Source organism: Clostridium simiarum (assembly GCF_018919175.1).
GTDB classification, from domain to species: domain Bacteria; phylum Bacillota; class Clostridia; order Clostridiales; family Clostridiaceae; genus Clostridium_L; species Clostridium_L simiarum.
In genome coordinates, this window is record NZ_JAHLQL010000001.1 from 1,675,578 (window position 1) to 1,696,836 (window position 21,259).

Here is a 21,259-nt window from a genome sequence, read left to right on the forward strand (position 1 = left end):
TTAGCAATAAAAAAAACCGACATTAAATTAATAAATGTCGGTTGCACTACTGACTCGGTATATACAAAGTGCCCAAATTAGTATATACTTCAAAGTCTCCATAAAGAACTCTTTATTTATTCTTTTTTCATATTGCTCGTTAACAAGTATATCTCTATATTTATTACCTATCTATCTACTTTTTGCTTAAATATATACTAATATTTGCTATATTTGGTTTTAAACTTTAAATATTCTATATAATCATAGTGGAATTGAAAGCTATTCTTTAATAAAAAATTAAATTATTCTATCTAATATTATTAGCTCTACTCCATGAACTGGTATACTCATTCTATCCATGTACTTCCCTTGTAATTTTAATTCCTTTATCTCAATTTTAGGTTGAGCCTTTCCCTTTAAATATTCAAGTTCTTCTTTGTGCATATTTTCTGGAGCTCCTAGTTCTATCCAATCATCAAATACAGAGCCATTTTCTCTATTTAATTTATAATTTGTTATTTTATAATAGCCATTAAGACCATTTATACTAAACTCTATTTCCTTTAATGCTTTTACTTCATATATTGAATATCTCTCTTTATGATTTAAAGCAGAGATATCACCATGTAAAAACAAATCATCAAAATATGCATAATTATATACTAATATCTGTATACTTTCATCTTTCTTAGTTACTATATAATCTTCTCCTTGTTGAATAACCCTGTCTCCTAACTTAGATAATAAATAATATGCATAGTAAGATGGTTTTTTTAATCCATCTTTGTTGAAAAGACCAAATCCTCCATGAAAGGATGAAATTCCTAATTTACTTTCTTCAATTAAGTCAGTAAAAGTCCAATAGCCTAAAGATTTAGTAATTCCTACACATTGCAAAACATTTTTTATAATGAAGGTTGCTACATAACTTGTGTCATGAATTAAGTTTCCATTTAGTGATGAAGCATTCCACTCAGTTACATGAATTTCAGTATTACTACTATTAAATACTTCTTTTAGTTTGTGATTCACAGACTTTAAAGTATTAAAAGTATGATTTTTATCATAATAAATTTTCTTAATTCCGGATATTACCTTTGATGTGTTTTTATGATCTTTATTCTGAAGAATATTTTCCTCTACTCCTTCTGAAGAAACGTACTCTGGATATATATGTACAGATAAAAAATCTAATGAAACTATATTTTTATTACAAAAATATAGAAAATCTTCCAGCCAGCAACTTCCTAATATAGCTCCATGAGTTATTGACGGTCCTCCAACTTTTAACTCTTCTGAAATAGATTTAATTGCTAAGGCGGTTTCTTTATAAAATTCAAAATATTCTTCTTTACTACCAGCCCAGAAATAATATTCATATTCAGGTTCATTCCAAACCTCAAAATACCATGTTTCTACTTCTTTTAATCCATATCTATTTATACAGTGCTTTATAAACTCTTTCACTAAATCAGTCCATAGATTTATATGCCTTGGAGGAGAAATATTGCCTTTCCACCAGAAAACTGTATCATCTGAACTTTTTAGTTCAGATGGCATAAAGCTCAGTTCTATAAAGGGTTTTATATTAATTTCCTTAAAAAAATCAAAAAGCTCATCTACATAACTCCAATTATATTGTACTTCCCCATCTTCTGACTTATTATATATCATCATCTCATCCATAAATATTCCATGAAATCTTATATATTCAAAGCCTATTTGTTTCTGCATCTCCTTAAGTTGTCCTTGAAGGTTATTTCTTAATCCTTCTGAAGCCCTACCAAAGGTTGCAAGCTTTTTCCAATAATGTTTAAAGCTCTCCCCCTCATATTTTGCATCTACAAAAATTCTATCTATATTACCTTCCTTTTTATACTCTTCTTTATCTTCTGTGTTAGGTATTGATATATAGCAATATAGTTTTTTTAAGGCCGCATTTCTATCCACATCTAAGTAAGTCCCAATCTTGTTATTTTCCCTATTGGATTTAATACTTTTATGGTTAGAAGTTAATAAACCATCTCTATATTCTGTGGGAGAACAATTATACTCTCTCTTAAAAAGTCTATTAAAAGAATTTATACTAGGAAATCCACTAACATAAGCTATGTTTGTTATAGTGTCATTACTATTTGCAATCATACTTACTGCATTATTCAATCTTATACTATTTAAATAATCTTGAAATGACATACCAATTTTATCCTTAATAAAGTGAGATAAAAAATGATAATTGAGATGCTGTCTTTCTGCAATTTCCTTTAAGGTAACGTTTCTCCCCATATTCTCATCAGCATAATCTATTATATTTTTAATTCTAATAAGATCCTTATCACTAATTTCCTGGCTTTTAGCTTCTATTACGTCATAATGAAAATTATTAATTAAATGCTCTCCTAACAAATACAAGTAGCTACCAATTATTAACTCATATCCTTTGTTTTTTTTATTTAAGCACCAGGTAATATTAGCAATATAGTGTATAATAATATCAAATTTGTTTTTTTTGCCACCTTCTTGAGAAAAATATTTGCAATTAAATCTCATATTTTTAAACTTTGGAAAACAATGTTTGTAAAATTCCGGATCTATTTGTACTGCCAATAATACATTTTTATCCTTAGTTTTTCTAGTACTGTGAAGTTCATTAATGTTAATTAAAATCAAATCACTTTCTTGAAGAAGATATGTTTCTTTACCTATGCTAACATTGACACTTCCCTCTAATACAAAGATAATTTCAATTTTATTATGCCAATGCAAATCAAGTTCATTAACACTATGTATAATAGTTTTTACAGGAATTGCTTCCTCCCCCATTACAACTTCATATTTGTAACTCATAAATCTCCCTCCCTTATTAGTAAAACTTCAAGTATAAATTTGTATCTATTTCATCTACACTTTTATTTGGTAAATATCTATCTTTCAAACTTTATTGTTCCAAATTCTATTTCCATATTATAAGGCTAATATACAAATACTCTAATTCTATAAGAAAATTCACAAAGCTACTTATTCCAATATCATCTAATACATATGTATCCATCCCCCAACCCCAATCTGTAACCTTTAATGTAAAAAATTAACTTACTATATTGTACCATTTAGTTTGTGTTTTTTCTACAAATTTTATATTATATGGTACAGATAATAAAAACCTACTAAAACTTTATTTTAAAATAAATATGTGAATTTTGAGCTGATATCTATTACACACAAGCACAGCATCATACACTTTAGTTAACAAATCGTAATTTTAATGTTTGAAACTATATTTTTAAAAAGGAGTAAGAGATTTCTCCCTTACTCCTACTATAAGTCCTATCTTGTTTCACTTATGTTTTTTCCCTAAAAATCCTGCTGGTTTGTGCTAGTATAAAGTAGTGAATAGATAATACAAACTAAATAGAATAGTATTTACTTAAGAAAGGAATATTCGCAGATCAGTAAGAACAAAAGGTATACAGCTGATTATAAAAAAGGATATCCTTAATTACTAAAACAATTCATCCAATAAAATATAGTACTTTATTTTTTCCCAGTCAGGTTCTATACCAAGCAAATCAAAAAACAACTTTACATATTTTTCTTCTCCAATATCCTCTCTAATAGACCTGATACAAAAAGCAATATCATACCATTTGTCTGCCTTTCCGCTTCTTCCAAGATCAATAAATCCTCTTATTTTATTATTTCTTACTAAAATATTGCTATCCCCTAAGTCACCATGTGAAAAGACTAATTCTTCTCTTGGCTTATTATTCTTTAAAAACTCATATAGCTCACCTGGTTCTTTGAAAGGGGTATCCTTTTCCCAATTTTCACAATCCACATCAGCTAAGTTGTTATTCAACATATAATCCAATTCGGTTAATCGACTATCTGTATTATTATTAAAAGGACAATCAGAGATGTCTATAGATTGAAAGCGCTTAATGCACTCAGCATATAATTCAACAATCTTCTTAGGATCTTTATGTATTTCATATTCTTCGTAGCACATAACACCATCTACCTCACTCATAAGAAGATAGTTAAAGCCTTCATACTTTTCAAAGTGTAAAACCTCTGGAACAGGCAATTTGCCTTTTAGCCATAGCATCATATCCTTTTCACGTTCAACATCATATGTGGTTCCTTTATATCTACTATCCGTCATTTTTAAATATAAATTCTCACTTTCTCCCACTAATTTATATACTTTGGCAGGAGACATCCCCTCCGTATCTTTTATCCAACGGTACTTTTTAATTAGTTTATTTAATTCTAATGATATTTTCTCATTGTTCATTTATATCTTCCCTTCTGATGTTAGTTTGAATTTACTTGCAGAAACTTTGAAATAATTCACAAAATAAATAATGGTGCATCTGCTACTTAGCAGTAAAAATTTTTCATATATACATTCTAAAAAATTATGAATCTTTTATAAATCTTCTCATTAAACTATGCCACAGCCACCCAAATAAGATATTTTTCATTTCCCATTACTTGGATTATATGATCCTGCATTTCATCAAAATATACATCATGTATTATAGCATATTTTTCTATTTTATATATTATTTACATGATATTTTCAACTAAGTATTTGTTTAAGCTTCCAAAGGCTCAAATCTGTTTTAACTTAACACTAAGTTATATAAAAAATTATTTGACAAATGATATAATTAAAGTTATTATAGATACACAAAGTCTTTTATTGGAGGTGATTTATACATTATGAAGTATTCAAAAGCTACAAATTATGCCCTTCACACCATGCTTTTTCTTGCAATGGATACAACGAATAAACTTGTTAGTGTACAGGATTTAGCAGAAAAACAAAAAGTTTCTCCAACATACTTGTCCAAAATATTGACTAAGTTGGTTAAGGAAGGGATGATTAATTCTTCCTCAGGTGTCAACGGAGGTTATTCCCTTAGTCAAAATTGGGAAGATATTTCATTCTTAGACATAATACATGCTATTGAAGGTAAATCATCTTTATTTGATTGCTGCTTAGATTCCCATTCAGAATGTGTTATAAAAAAAGTAATGCTTTCAGCAGAGGAAAAAATGGAGGAAGAGTTAAAGAATCAAAAAATATCAGATCTTGTTAAGAAAATACCTGTGGATTTGTAATCCACTCTTATTTTTAAATTAATTAAGGATATAAAGAGTCTTTTAAATCTATAATTCATGATTTTAAATTGGGATGGATAAATACTAAATTTAATTAGACTAAATATCTTTCATCAATTTTAAATATTAAACAGTATTATAAAAAAAGTCTACTCATATATCTCTACCGTAATGGATGAAATTAAAAGACTGAATCTTAATTGTTATTTTAGAAAATAATTTTAATCCTAATCATTAGAATTAAAAAGTAAACGGAGGTAAATTTATGCAAATTATACTTTATTTAATTATGGGAATAATTATCGGAATGTTTTTCCCTATTCAAGCATCTATAAGTGCTCGTTTAAGCTCTTACTCAAAAACACCTTTAACAGCTTCCTTCATCGCATTTTCTTTAGGGACAGTGATACTATTCATTATAAATTTAATAGTAAATCCTGCAGGAATCAGCGTTGGAATTGATTTTTCATATCCATTGTATGTTTTTATCGGTGGAGCAATAACTGGTGTTGGCTTTAATGTGGCTAATATCATTCTTTTTTCAAAACTTGGTGCTTCAGTTACAACAGTAATAACTGTAACTGGACAGATGATTGTAGGAATTCTAATCGATCACTTTGGGTGGTTTGGTGTACAAGCTAATCCTATTACTATTACTAGAACAATCGGGACTATCATTATGATTTTAGCTGTTTCATTGGTTCAACCTAAAAAGAAAAAAGATTTAACTATATCGTCAGAAGAAGAGAAAAAGGATAGTAAAATTACTTGGATAATTTTAGGTCTTTTAGCTGGGTTTTTACCACCATTACAAACCGCTATTAATGGAAAACTTCGTGTTGCAACAGGTTCACTTTTAGGAGCTACTTTTATTTCTTTCTTCGTTGGCGCCATTATCTTGCTTATTTTGATATTAATCACTCAACGCAGCTTATATTTTCCTTTGTATGATACTGAAAAAAAACGCATTCCTATTTGGACATACATGGGAGGGATATTTGGCATATTTATTCTAACAGGTAACATTGTCCTATTACCTGTACTTGGATCAGTTCTAACTATTATGATTTTTCTATTAGGACAAATGCTTATGGCATTAACAATCGATCAGTTTGGGATGTTTAATTTACAAAAAAGGAAAATTGATAGTAGAAGAATTGCCGCTATAGTATTCACTATTATTGGAATAATGTTTGTTAAGTTCTTGTAATCTTATATGTAAGAGTAAACACCTATTAAATATATTTAAAAAAACTACCAAGTTACGCTAGTTTGGTAGTTTTGTCTTCTATGACATTTATTTTTATATGGTATATTACTTCAAATCTAACAACCCATTATAAAAAAACAAAGTAGATAGATTTGTTTTTGCACAAATCTATCTACTGTCCCTAATCTTCTAAGAAAAGTGACATAGTCAAGATTTATTTTGTTTTATTAAACATCCAACCTAAAATTAACGGTTAATATCCCCTGTCATACCAATAGAAAACTTTTTAAATCCCATTTTTTCATAATAAGGCTCTAACTTTTCCACACAAAGTAACTGTGGAATTACTCGCCTTTCTTCACAATATTGAACTAGTCTACTTATTATTTCTTTACCTATTCCTCTTGATTGATAATCAGGTAACACGCAAACACCACATATCACTCCTGTTATAACTCCATCAGATATAATACGCCCCATGCCTACCAGCTTATTCTCCTTAAAGGCATATACTGAATACCAGCTATCCATACACATTTGTCTCAGTTCATCCGCTGTTAAATTTAGTGAATTCCATCCTAAAGCATCATATAAATCCAACAATTCTTTAAAATCATTGGGCGGTTCTACTCTATAATCAAACATTTCGGTTATTCGCCTTATAAAAACCTATTTTAAGTTTGGCTTTATTACACATGATTGTTATTAAAAATGTTTCTAATAATAATCATTCCACATCACCATACCATTCTAGTGATTTTCTTTCTAATTCCTTAACAAAGTCATCTTTACCATCACAATAAGCATCTATGTCATTAGGAAACATAGTAGCTAATCTGCTCTTTAGTTCTCCATATTCAAATGCACTCTCTGGATGTGTCCTTAAATAATCACGAACAGCTAAATGCCTTTTAATATCATTGGAGTTGCTTATTTCAAATATATGAATTTGATGGGTTCTATTTTCAAAACCTTTTCTAAAATATCTTCTGCCCACCATTCCAAATTCCCCTTTTGGTTCGTAGCCTAGAGCTTCAAAATCTTTATTATAATAATCAATTTTTGTAATATCTCTTACCACAGGCATAATATCAATAATCGGTTTAGCTTTTAAATTTTCCACTGATGTGCTTCCGATGTGGTAAATATCAACTAGTTCATTTCCAAGTATATTTTTAATCTTTTCAGCTTCTTCCAGATATAAATTTCTCCATTCACTATTATACTCTACAACTTCAACTCTCATATAAACAATCTCCTTTCTAAGTGACAGCCTCCAAGCATCTGTCTTTTTTTGATGTACCAATCTTCAAATGCTTACCAAGCTATCCCCTTTGCCCTATGTTCTTTAATAATTTCAGGATATGCAGAGCATAGGGCAACTTTTATTAATAAAAATAATCTAGTAAAAATCATAACGGATTTAAGAGTTATTTAGGCTGTTGCTGCGTTACACAGTGAATCATGCCGCCATATGCATATAATTTATTTACATTAATGCCCACAACTCTCTTCCCTAGGAATTGACCTTCAATGATTTGAAGGCCTAACTTGTCATGTTTATCACCATATATGGGAACTAATACAACTTCATTTCCAATATAATAATTTAAATAGGAGCCTTTACATCCAGCTTCTTTCACCACTTTTCTTGTTACTGGCACTGGAATAAGCTGAAATGGCTTTCCATCCGTATTTCTTGCTTGTTTTAATTCCTGATAATGTCTTTCGTATGCCTTTGAAAGATACTCTTCACTTTCGTTAAAAGGATCATACTCATAGAGAATGGTATTTTCATTTGAGAAGCGTGCTGCAGCATCAATATGGTAATCCGTTACTTCATTATGGTTATCTTCTCCACGAATTCCGGTTATCCATATAAAGTTTGTTACACCTAAATGCTTGGTTAATGAACTTTGGATTTCTTTTTGACTAAGCATAGGATTTCGATTCTCATTCATAATGGAAGACTTTGCTGCCATAAAGCTACCTTTTCCATTTACTTCTACGCCTCCACCTTCCAAACAAACACTGGTATCAATTTTGGGTATATTATAAATTTTACTTATTTTCATTGGAACCATAGCATCATTCTTATGTGGGTATCTATTTCCCCATCCATTGAAATTCCAATTTGTTAGTAAAATATTGTCCTCCTTGTCTTTCACAAAAATAGGACCATTATCTCTTATCCAAACATCATTGGTTTCTTGGATTAAGAAATCAATTTTATCCAAGCTCACCTTGGCTTCACTTAGCTTCAATCTAACATGCTCTCTTTCTTCATTATTATATACAATGATATGTACATTTTCTCCATAATGAAGTTCTTTTGTGATATTTACCCAAATATCTTCCAGCTTAGTTCTATAATATTTGCCTTTATTGGCTCTACCATGTGGCCATTGAAGCCATGTTCCCTCATGCTTTTCCCATTCTGCAGGCATATAAAATTCAATATTCTCTTTGCCTCTCACCCATTTTCACTCCTTCTATACCTGAAAACTCCCCAATACATGTTCGCTTATACTTGTACTCTTAACAAACCTCATATTCAATATTAAAAAAGGATTTTTTTCTTTATCTGTTTATGATCCATTAACATCACCATAATAGGTATACTCCCCAACAATAATATTAGGACACGTTATGACATATTTGATGTAATAAATATTTTTTTGCTTAGTTTAGATAGATTGCCGTTGAATTAGCTCCACATTGAATAAGCATTTCCTCTTTTAATTCACAGTTTAAAACAGTAAACTATCACAGCCTATACCTTTATTCTTTCTACACTTTGTCGCAGTTTGCAAGACATGCTTTCCAGACTTTGTGCCATGGAGGTAAGCTCCTCTGAGAATGCAATCTGCTCCTGGGTAGAAGCTGCAATCTGCTGTGAGGATGCAGTAACTTCTGCAGACATATTGGCAACAGAGCCAACCTTTTGCATAACCTGTTCTTTTACCTTTACCGCAGACTTAAGTTCCGTATTTATATTTTCAATCTGAGGCAGTATTAGTGAAACTTGGCTCAGTATGTCCTTAAAGGACTCTATTGTATTTTCAACAGTGTCTACCTGTGATTTCATCTTGTCTGAAACAGAATTTGCCGTTTGTGTGACATCCTTGGTTTCCATGGTTACATTGCTGACGAGATCAATGATGCTGTTTGATGAGCTTGAAACCTGCTCTGCAAGTATACGAATTTCCTCTGCAACTACAGCAAACCCCTTACCTGCCTCACCAGATCTTGCAGCTTCAATTGACGCATTCAGAGCAAGCAAGTTGGTCTGTCCAGCCACATTGTTGATTACCGCAGTGATTTCCGTGATTTTTTCCACGCTTGAATTAAGCGTTGCCAGTTTTTCGATTACATACTTAAAGGCATGTCTTATATCTGAAACAGATTGAACCAGTTCCTCGATCTTCAATGAGCCGATATAGGCAGATTCCTTAATTTTTTGGCTTTCACTGGACACATTTCCTACATTAGTGTGGATTATGTCTATGGTATTACCAAACTCACTAAGTAATTCAACAGAATCTGTAAGCATGATGCTTTGCTGTGAAACTGAGTCTGCAACTTTACTGGCTGAGTTTGCAACCTCCATGTTTGAACTTGAAACCTCTTGGCTAGATGAGGAAAGTACATGTGAAACCTTATCAAGACTTATGGTGCTTTGTTTTATGCTACCAATCATCTCACGTAGTATGTTCATTGTGTTGTTCATGGTTTTAGCAAGTATGCCAAATTCATCCTTACTTTCAATTCTCATATTTGCGGTCAAATCGCCTGTAGATATCCTATCTAGTGCAATAACAGTATTCTTAATAGGTCTACTTATCATTTTGGATACTAAATATGCCACTACAATGGCAAAAAATAATGTAAGCAATGCAAAAATCCCAATGCTTTTAATAGTACTTATAACGTTCTTAATGGTACTATCCATTTTACTAGTGACTGAAATCACACCAATTAGCATGCCATCCTTTTTAACTGGAACAGTGATTGTAAAAAAGTTGTCATCTGAAAAATATTCTTGCTTGGAAGAATCCTCTAAAGCTTGCATCACCTCTGAATCGGCATTTGTTCCAACTTTTGATTTGTCTCTGTCAAATATAATCTTTCCACTTGCTTCAGTCAGCTGTATATTGATAATGGACTCTTCTGAATCAACACTTTTATTTATATATTCCTGCACCTTATCCCTATCATCAACCCCTATAGCTTCGATGCTTCGTGCCATCTGATTTACAAATGTATCATTATCAAGCATTTCCCTGCTAAAAATGACCTTAGCACTACCATATCCAACAATTAAAATCATTGCTATCATACTTACTGTAGTTACTATTATAAATGCAGCCATAATTTTCTTTCGAATTGAATTTAACATCTTTATGTCACCTCTAATTTATGGTTTAGAATAAAATGTTTATAGAAAAAATACTTCATAGGTAAGATTTACGATTTCGTTTTATCAGATTGGGATTATACTTATACTTTCTGCATGCAACACACCGTAACATTAAACGATTCGTTACCTAATAACAATGTCTTCCATAAGATCAATCTCCTCTCAAAGTATTATATAATAAATGATTTGTTTAGCTTTTAAATTCTCCCTTTATTTTGATACATTCATTCGGTATGTATCTTGCTATAAAAAAATAGCTATTATAATAAGCAATATAAAATAGCTATTTCTCATTTTATGAAAGGGAATATAATACATTTATTGATTGAATGATCTCTTCTGAAAAAATAGGAACACCCATTGTATCTAAAAGATCTTTCATAAATACAATAATATTATTCAACTCCTCTGATGTCCATGAGTATATCCAGGGATTTATCCAAACGTTAAAAAACAATAAAATCATTTGTGACAATTCATGAGGTTGTGCTATACATATAGTGCCATCTTTTATACATTCTTCTACTATATCCGTTAAAATATCGGAAGCTACACCTAAAGTATCACGCATATAAAGTGCTAATAATTGAGGATTTTTCTGAAGTGGTGGAATTTTTCTGTTACTTGCTTCTTTTTGCGTTGATGTAATTAATAATAAAAAAGCCTCACGCAACTTATCTATTCCAGATAAAGCACTATCATTAACAATTTCTTTTAGACTTCCAAGTCCTTGTTCAATAATACGTTTATTTACTGCATCCATAATCTCTTCTTTGGATTTAAAGTGATGATAAATAGCACCTTTACTTAGATCTCCCAACTCATTTGTTATATCCTGAATGGTTGTGTTTTCATAGCCCTTTGACATAAATAGTTTCGTTGATGTATCAATGATTCGGTTTTCTGTTATTTCAGGATACTTATTCCGCGCCAAATATTTCACCTCCATTTAACATACATACTATTGGTATGTATGTTATCAGTTAAATTATTTGTTGTCAAGAAACATTTCTCTATACCACAACTCATCATCAGACTCACAGTTTAAAGGTAATCAAAACTAGTTTTTAACCAGATAAAGTTTAGGATTTCTTTATTGGAGTATTTCACTGCATTAACCAATATTTGTGTTAAAATAAACTGAAGTGTCTTTTTATCCCATACAATTGGGACATCTTCCACATGAGAAATAACTGTAACTTCTTTTTCTTCAAGTAATGCTTGGAGTTCTAACCCTACATCTTCACAGCAAAGATTCAATGACACACTCTGTAAGCAGTAGTCAATATGAGATCACTGTAATCTTGCATAAGTTTATTGATTGCATTTTCGTATCATCTAATATCTCATTCTACGAAAATGATACTTTGAAAAACCTTTAATATCTGCTAACTTTGCTTATCCCCATTTAGTATTTCCTTTTTACTAACCATCTTGAAGAAGTGGTGCCCACAAATTGTACAACCGTCAGCTTTTAATTCTTCTATTGTACTGTAAGTATCTTCCAAGCTAACATAATGTATGGTATTACAGTTCTTGCAAATGTATTTCCGACGAGTTTTTCTTATTTCACCTGTGTATATTGGAATATCAAATTTTTCTCCCATAATTGGTGATCTTGCAGCTGAGGTTGTCTTCAATAAAAGTATTTGACTGCTATTTCCTAAAATACCTGCGCCTTCATAACGATTAAACTGGGGTATAATTCTTAATGCAGATAATCCTAATTCGATAAACATCTTATGAATTTTCAACATTTCTTCTTGTGATTTATGAGCGTAGGATAAAAACACATTCAAAGAAACAGAATCTTTTAGACACTCTAATCCTCTCGATAAGAATAACTTCATTCCTGCTAATGTATACGGAGGGTCTGTGTAAAAGCAGTCCATTTTATTAAGATACTCCTTGGGAATTGAGTCACGTAAATCAATATTGTAGCAATTAATAGGTAAGTCATATAGTTTTGCAATTTCACAAATATAGTCTAATATTCTTTGATCACTGTCTAAAACATAGATTTTGGTTTTGCATAAATTCATATTGCCGTCATATAAAGTATGTAGCAGCATTCCTATGGAAACGCTGATCAAATCATCATCACCAACACAGAGAATGTTTTTTCCAATCAAACAATTATTTTCAAGACATAATAAAGCTCTTTTTATAGCAGTTTCCAGAGTGCATTTGGATTGGTCAACAGATACCTCCACTTTTGGCCTGTCCTCAAAGATATCATTAAGATTTAATGATAATAGCTCCGTTGCCTTACTAATATGATCAAGACTTAATGTTTTATATAATTTTACATTGATTCCTTTATACCCTAATTCGTTTTCAACAAATTGCTTCCCCTTAAGGCTCAAGTGAATACCAGATGATTTTTCTAAAAGCTCAAGTTTCAAAGCTTCATTTTTTATTGCCGTTACCAAAGGAACAGGAATATTATTTAGTATGGCATAGTCCTTGCTAGTACCCCCACGGGCAAAATAGAAGTCAATCAATAATTTCTCTATGGCCTGCCGCCCTTCTTGAATTTTTACATTTTTGTAAATTATATCTATATAGTTATTTTTCATTATTACACCTATACCTTTTATAATTCTTTTTTAACAGTACTATTACCCAAAATCAATATTGTTGCTTCACTGTCGTACTGTATTGCAACGCTATCTTTTAATAAATACATCCATCATATCCATGGTTTCCTTATGAATTTAGTAGCTACTACAATATTTTATTAACTGGAAGTATTTATATAAAGGCTTTAGTCATTTCCATTATAACCGATAACCTGCATATAACATGTCTACTCTTTGTTTGACAATCGAATAGGAGTATTCCTGTTAATCGAGTAGCTGACTTTCCACAGCACTGTACACACTGTTTGCTATCCATTATAGTAATTTTTCTCAATGAATCCCAAGTCTTGATTACCTTTGTCTTGGTAAAACCTAAATCTAAGAAATTTTATCTTAACCTCGTCAACAAACACTTTAGAATTACCTTATATTTTGCTTTACTGTATGTGTTTTGTTTACCTATACACTGCCCTTGGACCTTTAGATCTTAAATTACGCTATGTTGGCCCCACGAAAAAAAGCCACATAGGAAAGTTTCCCATGTGGCTTTTATTAAAATTATAAACCAGATTTTATTTTATTAATAATTTTATATATGGTTTTTGGAGATAGATAATACATTGGTGCAAGTTCTTTTACAGAAATCCCATTGTTATATTTTTTAAAAATCTCAATGTTTCTCTTACTAATTACTTCCTTGCTTCTATTAACTTCCCCCCACATTTTTTGATTACCTTCTTTGCGGGGAATATAAACGTATTGTCCATCAACATAGTTTTGTATCTCGTTTAACAATTTAGCTGGAAATATTTTGTTAGCTTGTTTGTAGCCCATTATGCTCCCTCCTAAAGTTTCTTAGGTTCGAGCAAAGGCTATTTCATTCATTCAGCTGTATGCAATAGCCTTTGCTATGCATAACGCACCGAGGAAAATGTACTCAACATGCTGATAGTGCACCCCTTTCGTTACTTATTATGTAAGTATATTATTGTTTTATTATAATGTCAATCTGAGTTACTGAGTTCATTGACATAGCTTAATTCAATTATTATGAACATAGCCAGGACCTATATGTTGATAAAGGAGGTGCTACTATCCCATTCATTTATTTTCTGGGGTTCAAATACACTACGCTCAATTTAAAACTGATAAAGTTATATACTATTTCGCAGGTTGCTTGGAGGGATTACCAATGGGAGGGCAAAGGGCATTCATCTGATAGATTTAGTAATGGATTCCCTGCAGGAGATAAAATGAGTAAAGAAATACCCGCAAGAGTTTAATCTCTTTTTATACTCAATTAGAATATCTGTACGGCCACTTGCACTCATAATCATTTCTCATTTTCCTTTTTAGCAAAAAGCTTACCATACTGTGTAGGAGACATATCTACTAAACGTCGAAAAAGATTGTAAAATGTTGAGAGACTACCAAATCCACATTGCAAGGCAATGGATAGAATTGTATCCTGTGAATTCGCCAAAAGCTCCTTTGCCTTTTCAATGCGCAGCTTATTAATATATTGCACTGGAGTCATGCCTAACTGATCTTGAAATAACCGAATCAAGCTGTTTCTGCTAATACCAAGTCCGACAATCTCCTCTTTAAGCTGTTTTGGATCAGTATAAAATTTATCTATTACCTTTTTAATTTTTTCCACAGTCTCCCTTTTGGGTTCAAATTCTAAAAGATCCGGTCTGCACCGCTTACAAGGGCGAAATCCAGCAGCATGAGCTTGCTCTGCCCTATCAAAAAATACCACATGATCTCTTTTGGGACTTTTGGATTTACATGATGGTCGACAGAAAATTCCAGTTGTTTTCACTCCATAAAAAAACTGGCCGTCATAGGATGAATCACAATCAATAACAACCTTCCATTTTTCTTCATCGATAAGTAGCATGTATATCACCTTCTTTTTTATTAAGGTAATTTAATTCTGTACTGCCATATTCAAAATGCTTTGTTTTAACTGTTTGCATTGGTCTTTTCCATCTCCAATAGTTTTTCTTTAACCTCAAGTCCCGCAGCGTAGCCTACAAGCTTTCCGTCTGTACCTATAACCCGATGGCATGGTGTAATAATTAAAATCGGATTTTTGTTGTTGGCTGCACCTACTGCACGGGACGCTTCTGGGTTTCCCATGGCCTCTGCCACCTGCTTGTAGGTACGAGTTTCACCATAGGGTATAGCCCGCAGAGTAGCCCATACAGTTTGCTGAAAATCAGTACCTTCCAGTGCAAGGGGTAGGTCAAAGGACTTAAGTTTACCATCAAGATATTCCTCCAGTTGACGTGCTGCTTCCTTTAGTAATGGGGTTTCCTGCTCCACGCAGTCTGTGGACTTATGTTCTTTGCCAAAGAAGAGTTCAGCAATTGCACCGTTTTTTTCCACAATACCAATCAAACCGAGGAATGTGGGATAGAATGCAATGTTTTTCATATGAATAACCTCCTCCTTTTATTATATCTTTAGTATACATTTATTTTATCTAGTATGTCTTCCGAAATTTCACCATTCAATTTTCATTATGGTAATGCACTGAACCATGCGGATTTTAGCAATGCAATACCTTCTCGTATCTGCTGTTCACTCAGTAAGCTGTATCCTGCAAATATAATATTTCGAGGACAATCATTCCTGTGATTCCAAAATGGAATCATAGAATATACTTTGACTCCGACTTTTTCTGCCTGTTTAATAAGCCACTCTTCTTCTTTACCATCTGGAAACTCCAAAATGAAATGTAACCCCGCCCCACGACCATGTAAGATTACTTTTCTACCGAAAATTTTCGTTGCTTCCTGTACAAATACATCATGACGCCTTTTGTAGGTGAGGCACATTTTTCGAACATGAATCTCATAGTTTCCATCCCTCATATATGCGCCTAAAACACGTTGTGTCAACCACGATGCAGGAGAATTGTAGGAATGGAACATACTATAATACCTTGCGAGCAACTGTACTGGTAGCACCATATAATTCACTCTCAGTGAAGGAGAAAGGGACTTTGAAAAAGTTCCTATATAAATAGTACGATCTTCAGTGTCTAGAGAATGAAGGGCTGGCACTGGATTGGCATCATATCTAAGTTCACTGTCATAATCATCCTCAATGACATAGGCATCGCTGTCAATTGCCCAATTAAGGAGTTCCTTACGCTGAAATATTGGCATCACAGTTCCATAAGGAAATTGATGTGAAGGCGTTACATAAGCAGCACATGCACCAGAACCATGAATGGATGAGAGGATAAGTCCATCTTTATTAGCTGGTATGGGATACAAATTATAATTGTTGTTGATAAATACATCCCTTGCTCCATTATATCCTGGTTCCTCCATTGCAATAGTGTTATTTTCTTTACGTAAAATCTTGCACAAAATATCTAAGGAATAGTGTAGCCCAGATCCGATGATAATTTGTTCTTCACAGCAAACCATCCCCCTTGACCTGTGCAGATATTTTTTGATCTCTTGTCTTAATAACAGATCACCCTGCTTATCTGGATATTGATTAACTACATCTTTTTGTGGTGATAACAGAATTTGAGAGGTATATTTCCGCCATAACTTGAAAGGAAATTGCTCATAAGTAAGACCGCCGTACTGAAAATCATATAGACTTACAGGTTGCTTCAATTCTGATCTTTCAACAGATAAAGAATTTGTATCCTGTAGTACATAATTTCTTTCCATAACTTTATTTGAGGCGTCTAGAACGAAAAACCCTGACCCATGTCTTGCTTGAATATATCCCTCCACAGCCAGCTGAGTATAAGCCTGACTGACAGTATTGCGCCCAATACCCAATGTTTGGGCTAGTGTACGAATACCTGGAAGCCGTTCTCCATGTACAATATTTTCTTGCTCAATATCATCTTTGATCTGACGGTAGATCTGAAGATACATTGGATCATTTGAATTTTCTTGAATATAAATCATAGAATTATAACCATCCTTATACTAAAGTGTACCCTATATCATATCACATTAGTGTATCTTTTAATAGGTTCACTTATATGATACGATATATTTAATCCTATGCCAAGTAGGTATATATCTTGAGTAAAACAAATTTATATAATTAGGAGGATGATGAAATTATGCAATATAGAATGAAGAAGTTTCAATTAACATTGGAACAAATTGACCAGTTACTTCATCGTGCAGATACTGGACGATTCGCTACCATCAATGAGAATGGGTATCCATATGTCATTGCCATGCACTTTGTTTATTACAATAACAAAATTTATATGCATGGTCTTCCAAAGGGTCAAAAAATCGATAATATAAATCGAAATTCCAAAGTATGCTTTGAGGTTGATGAATTGTTTGGTCTCTTAACCGATAATATCAAGAACGCCTGTGATACTGAGGCAGAGTACAATAGTGTTGTGATTCTTGGAAATGTTTCGTTGCTTCAGGACTTGGATTATAAACGCGAAGTGTTGAATAGGTTGGTTGAGAAGTACACGCCACAATTTGCTGGGAAAGAGCTTCCGGATAACATGATTAAGGGTACTGCTGTAATTGAGATTGATATAGTAGAATGTACAGGAAAATATCATAAATAGAGCAAAAGGTGAACTTATTTTATTTAATTGCCGTAAAATCCAAATATGATTTCTCCAATAGAATTTATCCCGCTTTTTATTGCGGGATGTTTTTTTATTAACGCATTTTAAGATTAGAAAATGGTGTTAGCATAAACTATATCAACAACACCATTTATTTCTTTCACTTGTCTACTTTTAGTAAAAAGACTATACTAACTTTCTACAAAGGCTAATAATAGTAGGAGCTAAAGGTGAAAAGGGAGTTTTATTCCAATCTGAGTATTGATTTTCAATACTAAAACCATTGTTATTTAATAATGACTTAAGAGTATCATTATCAGTAAAACGACAAGCAATTCGAGAAGTGGTTTTCTTAAATCCCCAGTCACGGAAAGTCACCCAATGCATTATATGATTTTTTTCATCATAATGTTGAGTTCCAGATACTTGAACTAGTATTCCGTCCTTATCCATAAATTGCCCCCAACTTGTTTCTCCTTGGTTTGATAAATCAGTTCCCATAGGATTACGTGTTTCAAATGCAAATATCCCATTTGGTTCTAAATGCTTATAAACTGTTTTAAGCAGTGAAATTTGATCTTCATCACTTAAAAATGCTTGAAATGCATTTCCTGTTAAATATATCATAGAAAAACGCTTTTTAGATTCAAAAGTTCTTGCATCACCTTCAATGAAAGTCACAGGCAACCCCTCTGCTTTAATTCTTGCATATTCAAGCATCTGTGGTGTAATGTCAATACCTGAAACCTTTATTCCACATTTCGCTAAATGTATCATGGTTAACCCTGTGCCACATGCAAGTTCTAAAACCTCCCTGGGGTTCAGTTTAGCAAGTTCAAGATAAAAATTATATTTATCAATTTCACCACCAAATTCAAGATCATAATTAATCGGGTCTCGATACTCTTCCAGATTATCGTGTTTCATCATAATACTCTCCTCCAATTAAATATACTTAAAATATAACTATGAATTATCATTTAAACCATCTTTAATTTTCTGTAATTTAATAAAATTTACCATTCATATTACTATGATGCTTCTAACATCATCTCTTAGCGTTAGTCTTTCTTATTATTTTTGAACTAATTATAACACAAAAGACTAAAGAGTAATGAACCTTTTAATATATCTCAATTTCACCATGAAAGTTTTCAGCTTTTTCTAGCAATGGGCCTTTTGCCCCCATTGTAAAGCCTATATAACTACCACGTATTGAAAGTAGCTTATCACCTATATTAATTTCTAGAGTATTCATCATATTGGGAGTAATTTGAATCTTACCATCAGATGATATATTAAACCACCATTTTACGCTCATATACTGGAGCATCTTAGTAATCTCATATGCACCCTTTGCTTCCTCGCTTATCATTCCCAAAAGCAACATGTCTGGTTATGTAAAAAATAAAGTTTCAGCATGCAGATCACATTGAAACTGTGTAGCATGCTGATTTTTTTATTTTAATCTATTATCAAACATTAATTGAATTTGGATACCGAAAGGATCTTCAATAATCCCGTATGCTTTACTAAACACATTACTAGATAATGGAACAATGACCCTAACTCTGTCATCTGTAATTAAGCTATTATAAAAATGCTCAATTTCGTTTAAGTCAGCACTTTGTATACATAATGATATGTTATTACCTACTTTATGTTTTTCATTAGTATCCATTGTATCTTCCGCAATCATTACTTTAGTTTTTCCAATTGATAAAACAGAGTGAGAGATATAACTTTTATTTTCATCAGTAATCTGAATTGTGTTATCTCTTTTTGCCATATCTTCGTATGTAACCAGCAATAATTCCTTTGCGTTGAAATGTTTTTTATAGAAACTTATGGCTTCTTGTGCTTTTCCGTTCATTGAAAGAAAAATAGCAATTTCTAGTGTTGTACTCATAGTATCAATCTCCTTTTGTATAATAATTTTTAGGCATATATTTAATTGATATATCCCCTTAAATTTATTATAATATGTAAAGGTATCAAAATGTGACACCTTTAAAAAGGAGGATTGTATGAAAAAATCAGAAAGATTAAATGACATGATACAATACTTAAATGGTGTAGAGTTTTTTAATTTGAGTGACTTGATGGATAAATATAATATTTCAAAAAGTACAGCTTTGCGTGATATTAATTCATTAGAAAAGTTAGGTATGCCTATTTTTTCAGAGTATGGTAGACATGGAAGATATGGTATTTTAAAGAACAGATTATTATCACCTATCATTTTTACCCTTGATGAAGTGTATGCTTTATATTTTGCAATGTTGACGCTTGAGTCTTATCAATCTACCCCATTTCATTTAAGCATTAATAAACTAAATGAAAAATTCGAAAATTGTCTTTCTAAAGAACAAATAAAACAGATTCATCAAATGAAAAAAGTATTGCAATTTGAAGCATATCAGCACAATAACATTAGCCAATTTTTAGATAAAATTCTACAAAGTATTCTTAATGAAATTAGTTGTAAAATTCAATACTTAAAAAATAATAAACAAGTAAGTTATCATATTCAGTTTTTTAAGATTTCTGCTAAATTTGGACAGTGGTATGCTACTGGAATAGATCTAAATACAAATAAACATAAAGTTTTCAGATGTGATAGAATAGCTTTGTTAGAATTTCATAATGATAAATCACAATTTCCTGTAGAGGAACTTATCCATGGTTCATTAGACCTTTATCGTTCTGAAAAAAGTACTGAGTTTGAAGTAGAAATTTTAGAACAAGCAAAGGATATTTTTTATAAAGAGCATTATCCATCAATGAAAATAGAAAGTGAAACTAAGACATTTATAAAGGGATCCTATAACTTAGACGAGGAAGAATTTATTGCTAATTATTTTATTAGGTATGGCAGTTCTATTACATCAGTAAAACCTAAAGCCCTAAAACACCTTATTCAAGAAAAGATAGAAAATTTATTAAATCATTACGAAAAATTATAAATAAGCATGCAGATCACAATACTGTAAAGCATACTTATTTCTTAATTATTGAAACTAAAAAAGAGTTATAAGTGAAATTGAATCACAAAAGCTATAGATTTTATGAAAATCCATAGCTTTTAAATAGCTTAAAACCGTTAATTTTTATTTTAGGGTGAAAACTGTATTTAATAAAATTATACTTATGTTAGATTAATTTACTTTAAATTAGATTTAATACAAGAAGATATAAATTTATTTAGGTTTTCTTTTGCATCCTCAATTATTTTAGCTCTATTGTTTCCTTTAATATCTAACCCCTGGGCTTTTATAGCATGTAATTCTGTTATTCCCATAAATGAAAGAACTGTCCTTACATAGTGCGTTGAAATATCAGCATTTACA

General features: G+C 31.7%; 21 protein-coding genes and 1 riboswitch. Of the genes, 4 read left to right on the forward strand and 17 right to left on the reverse strand.

The genetic code is table 11. The features are described 5' to 3' along the window. Positions 1-26 precede the first annotated feature (26 nt). A riboswitch (cyclic di-GMP riboswitch) is annotated at positions 27-109 on the reverse strand. Between the two features lie 170 nt (positions 110-279). Continuing rightward, a complete protein-coding gene (locus KQI89_RS07805; RefSeq protein WP_216456604.1) occupies positions 280-2,829 on the reverse strand; it encodes a GH39 family glycosyl hydrolase in 2,550 nt (849 codons plus the stop codon). Positions 2,830-3,484: 655 nt separating this feature from the next. Then, positions 3,485-4,279: an APH(3') family aminoglycoside O-phosphotransferase gene (locus tag KQI89_RS07810; RefSeq protein WP_216456605.1), complete on the reverse strand. Its 795-nt coding sequence runs from the start codon at positions 4,277-4,279 to the stop codon at positions 3,485-3,487. Between the two features lie 431 nt (positions 4,280-4,710). On the opposite strand from KQI89_RS07810, the gene KQI89_RS07815 reads away from it, so the two are divergent. Both KQI89_RS07815 and KQI89_RS07820 read left to right on the forward strand, forming a co-directional pair. Further along, positions 4,711-5,112, forward strand: a complete 402-nt coding sequence (locus tag KQI89_RS07815) for an Rrf2 family transcriptional regulator (RefSeq protein WP_216456606.1) — start codon at positions 4,711-4,713, stop codon at positions 5,110-5,112. Between the two features lie 265 nt (positions 5,113-5,377). After that, positions 5,378-6,322 (forward strand): DMT family transporter, encoded by a 945-nt coding sequence (locus KQI89_RS07820; protein WP_216456607.1) that lies wholly within the window; start codon positions 5,378-5,380, stop codon positions 6,320-6,322. Positions 6,323-6,568: 246 nt separating this feature from the next. Here the strand turns inward: KQI89_RS07820 and KQI89_RS07825 are convergent, their stop codons facing one another. The 11 genes from KQI89_RS07825 to pdxR all read right to left on the reverse strand — a co-directional run bounded on the left by KQI89_RS07825 (position 6,569) and on the right by pdxR (position 17,271). Continuing rightward, positions 6,569-6,967: a GNAT family N-acetyltransferase gene (locus KQI89_RS07825; protein WP_216456608.1), complete on the reverse strand. Its 399-nt coding sequence runs from the start codon at positions 6,965-6,967 to the stop codon at positions 6,569-6,571. Positions 6,968-7,049: 82 nt separating this feature from the next. After that, positions 7,050-7,568 (reverse strand): GrpB family protein, encoded by a 519-nt coding sequence (locus tag KQI89_RS07830; RefSeq protein WP_216456609.1) that lies wholly within the window; start codon positions 7,566-7,568, stop codon positions 7,050-7,052. A gap of 184 nt (positions 7,569-7,752) precedes the next feature. Beyond that, positions 7,753-8,799 (reverse strand): agmatine deiminase family protein, encoded by a 1,047-nt coding sequence (locus KQI89_RS07835; RefSeq protein WP_216456610.1) that lies wholly within the window; start codon positions 8,797-8,799, stop codon positions 7,753-7,755. A 296-nt stretch (positions 8,800-9,095) separates the two neighbouring features. Next, a complete protein-coding gene (locus tag KQI89_RS07840) occupies positions 9,096-10,721 on the reverse strand; it encodes a methyl-accepting chemotaxis protein (protein WP_216456611.1) in 1,626 nt (541 codons plus the stop codon). A 316-nt stretch (positions 10,722-11,037) separates the two neighbouring features. Beyond that, the gene (locus KQI89_RS07845) at positions 11,038-11,685 is read right to left on the reverse strand and encodes a TetR/AcrR family transcriptional regulator (RefSeq protein WP_343216346.1); all 648 of its coding nucleotides are present in this window, start codon (positions 11,683-11,685) and stop codon (positions 11,038-11,040) included. A gap of 101 nt (positions 11,686-11,786) precedes the next feature. Next, entirely contained in the window at positions 11,787-12,002 is a 216-nt protein-coding gene (locus KQI89_RS07850; protein ID WP_216456613.1) for a hypothetical protein, read from the reverse strand. 128 nt (positions 12,003-12,130) lie between these two features. Beyond that, on the reverse strand, positions 12,131-13,321 hold the full coding sequence (locus KQI89_RS07855) for a bis-aminopropyl spermidine synthase family protein (RefSeq protein ID WP_216456614.1): 1,191 nt from the start codon (positions 13,319-13,321) through the stop codon (positions 12,131-12,133). Positions 13,322-13,882: 561 nt separating this feature from the next. Beyond that, complete coding sequence (locus tag KQI89_RS07860) at positions 13,883-14,158, reverse strand: CD3324 family protein (RefSeq protein WP_216456615.1); 276 nt, start codon at positions 14,156-14,158, stop codon at positions 13,883-13,885. A gap of 499 nt (positions 14,159-14,657) precedes the next feature. Then, positions 14,658-15,227, reverse strand: a complete 570-nt coding sequence (locus KQI89_RS07865) for a bifunctional transcriptional activator/DNA repair enzyme AdaA (protein ID WP_216456616.1) — start codon at positions 15,225-15,227, stop codon at positions 14,658-14,660. Between the two features lie 65 nt (positions 15,228-15,292). After that, entirely contained in the window at positions 15,293-15,766 is a 474-nt protein-coding gene (locus KQI89_RS07870; protein WP_216456617.1) for a methylated-DNA--[protein]-cysteine S-methyltransferase, read from the reverse strand. An 86-nt stretch (positions 15,767-15,852) separates the two neighbouring features. After that, a complete protein-coding gene (pdxR, locus tag KQI89_RS07875; RefSeq protein ID WP_216456618.1) occupies positions 15,853-17,271 on the reverse strand; it encodes a MocR-like pyridoxine biosynthesis transcription factor PdxR in 1,419 nt (472 codons plus the stop codon). 161 nt (positions 17,272-17,432) lie between these two features. On the opposite strand from pdxR, the gene KQI89_RS07880 reads away from it, so the two are divergent. Further along, on the forward strand, positions 17,433-17,906 hold the full coding sequence (locus tag KQI89_RS07880; RefSeq protein WP_216456619.1) for a pyridoxamine 5'-phosphate oxidase family protein: 474 nt from the start codon (positions 17,433-17,435) through the stop codon (positions 17,904-17,906). A gap of 189 nt (positions 17,907-18,095) precedes the next feature. Here the strand turns inward: KQI89_RS07880 and KQI89_RS07885 are convergent, their stop codons facing one another. The 3 genes from KQI89_RS07885 to KQI89_RS07895 all read right to left on the reverse strand — a co-directional run bounded on the left by KQI89_RS07885 (position 18,096) and on the right by KQI89_RS07895 (position 19,818). Further along, complete coding sequence (locus KQI89_RS07885; protein WP_216456620.1) at positions 18,096-18,839, reverse strand: class I SAM-dependent methyltransferase; 744 nt, start codon at positions 18,837-18,839, stop codon at positions 18,096-18,098. A gap of 193 nt (positions 18,840-19,032) precedes the next feature. Next, on the reverse strand, positions 19,033-19,290 hold the full coding sequence (locus KQI89_RS07890) for a hypothetical protein (RefSeq protein ID WP_216456621.1): 258 nt from the start codon (positions 19,288-19,290) through the stop codon (positions 19,033-19,035). A 78-nt stretch (positions 19,291-19,368) separates the two neighbouring features. Continuing rightward, entirely contained in the window at positions 19,369-19,818 is a 450-nt protein-coding gene (locus KQI89_RS07895) for a VOC family protein (protein WP_216456622.1), read from the reverse strand. A 118-nt stretch (positions 19,819-19,936) separates the two neighbouring features. Here KQI89_RS07895 and KQI89_RS07900 point away from each other — a divergent pair, with 118 nt between their 5' ends. Next, a complete protein-coding gene (locus KQI89_RS07900; protein ID WP_216456623.1) occupies positions 19,937-20,875 on the forward strand; it encodes a helix-turn-helix transcriptional regulator in 939 nt (312 codons plus the stop codon). 197 nt (positions 20,876-21,072) lie between these two features. Here the strand turns inward: KQI89_RS07900 and KQI89_RS07905 are convergent. Further along, the coding region (locus KQI89_RS07905; protein WP_425514067.1) for an NADPH-dependent FMN reductase family protein at positions 21,073-21,259 on the reverse strand (187 nt) is incomplete at its 5' end.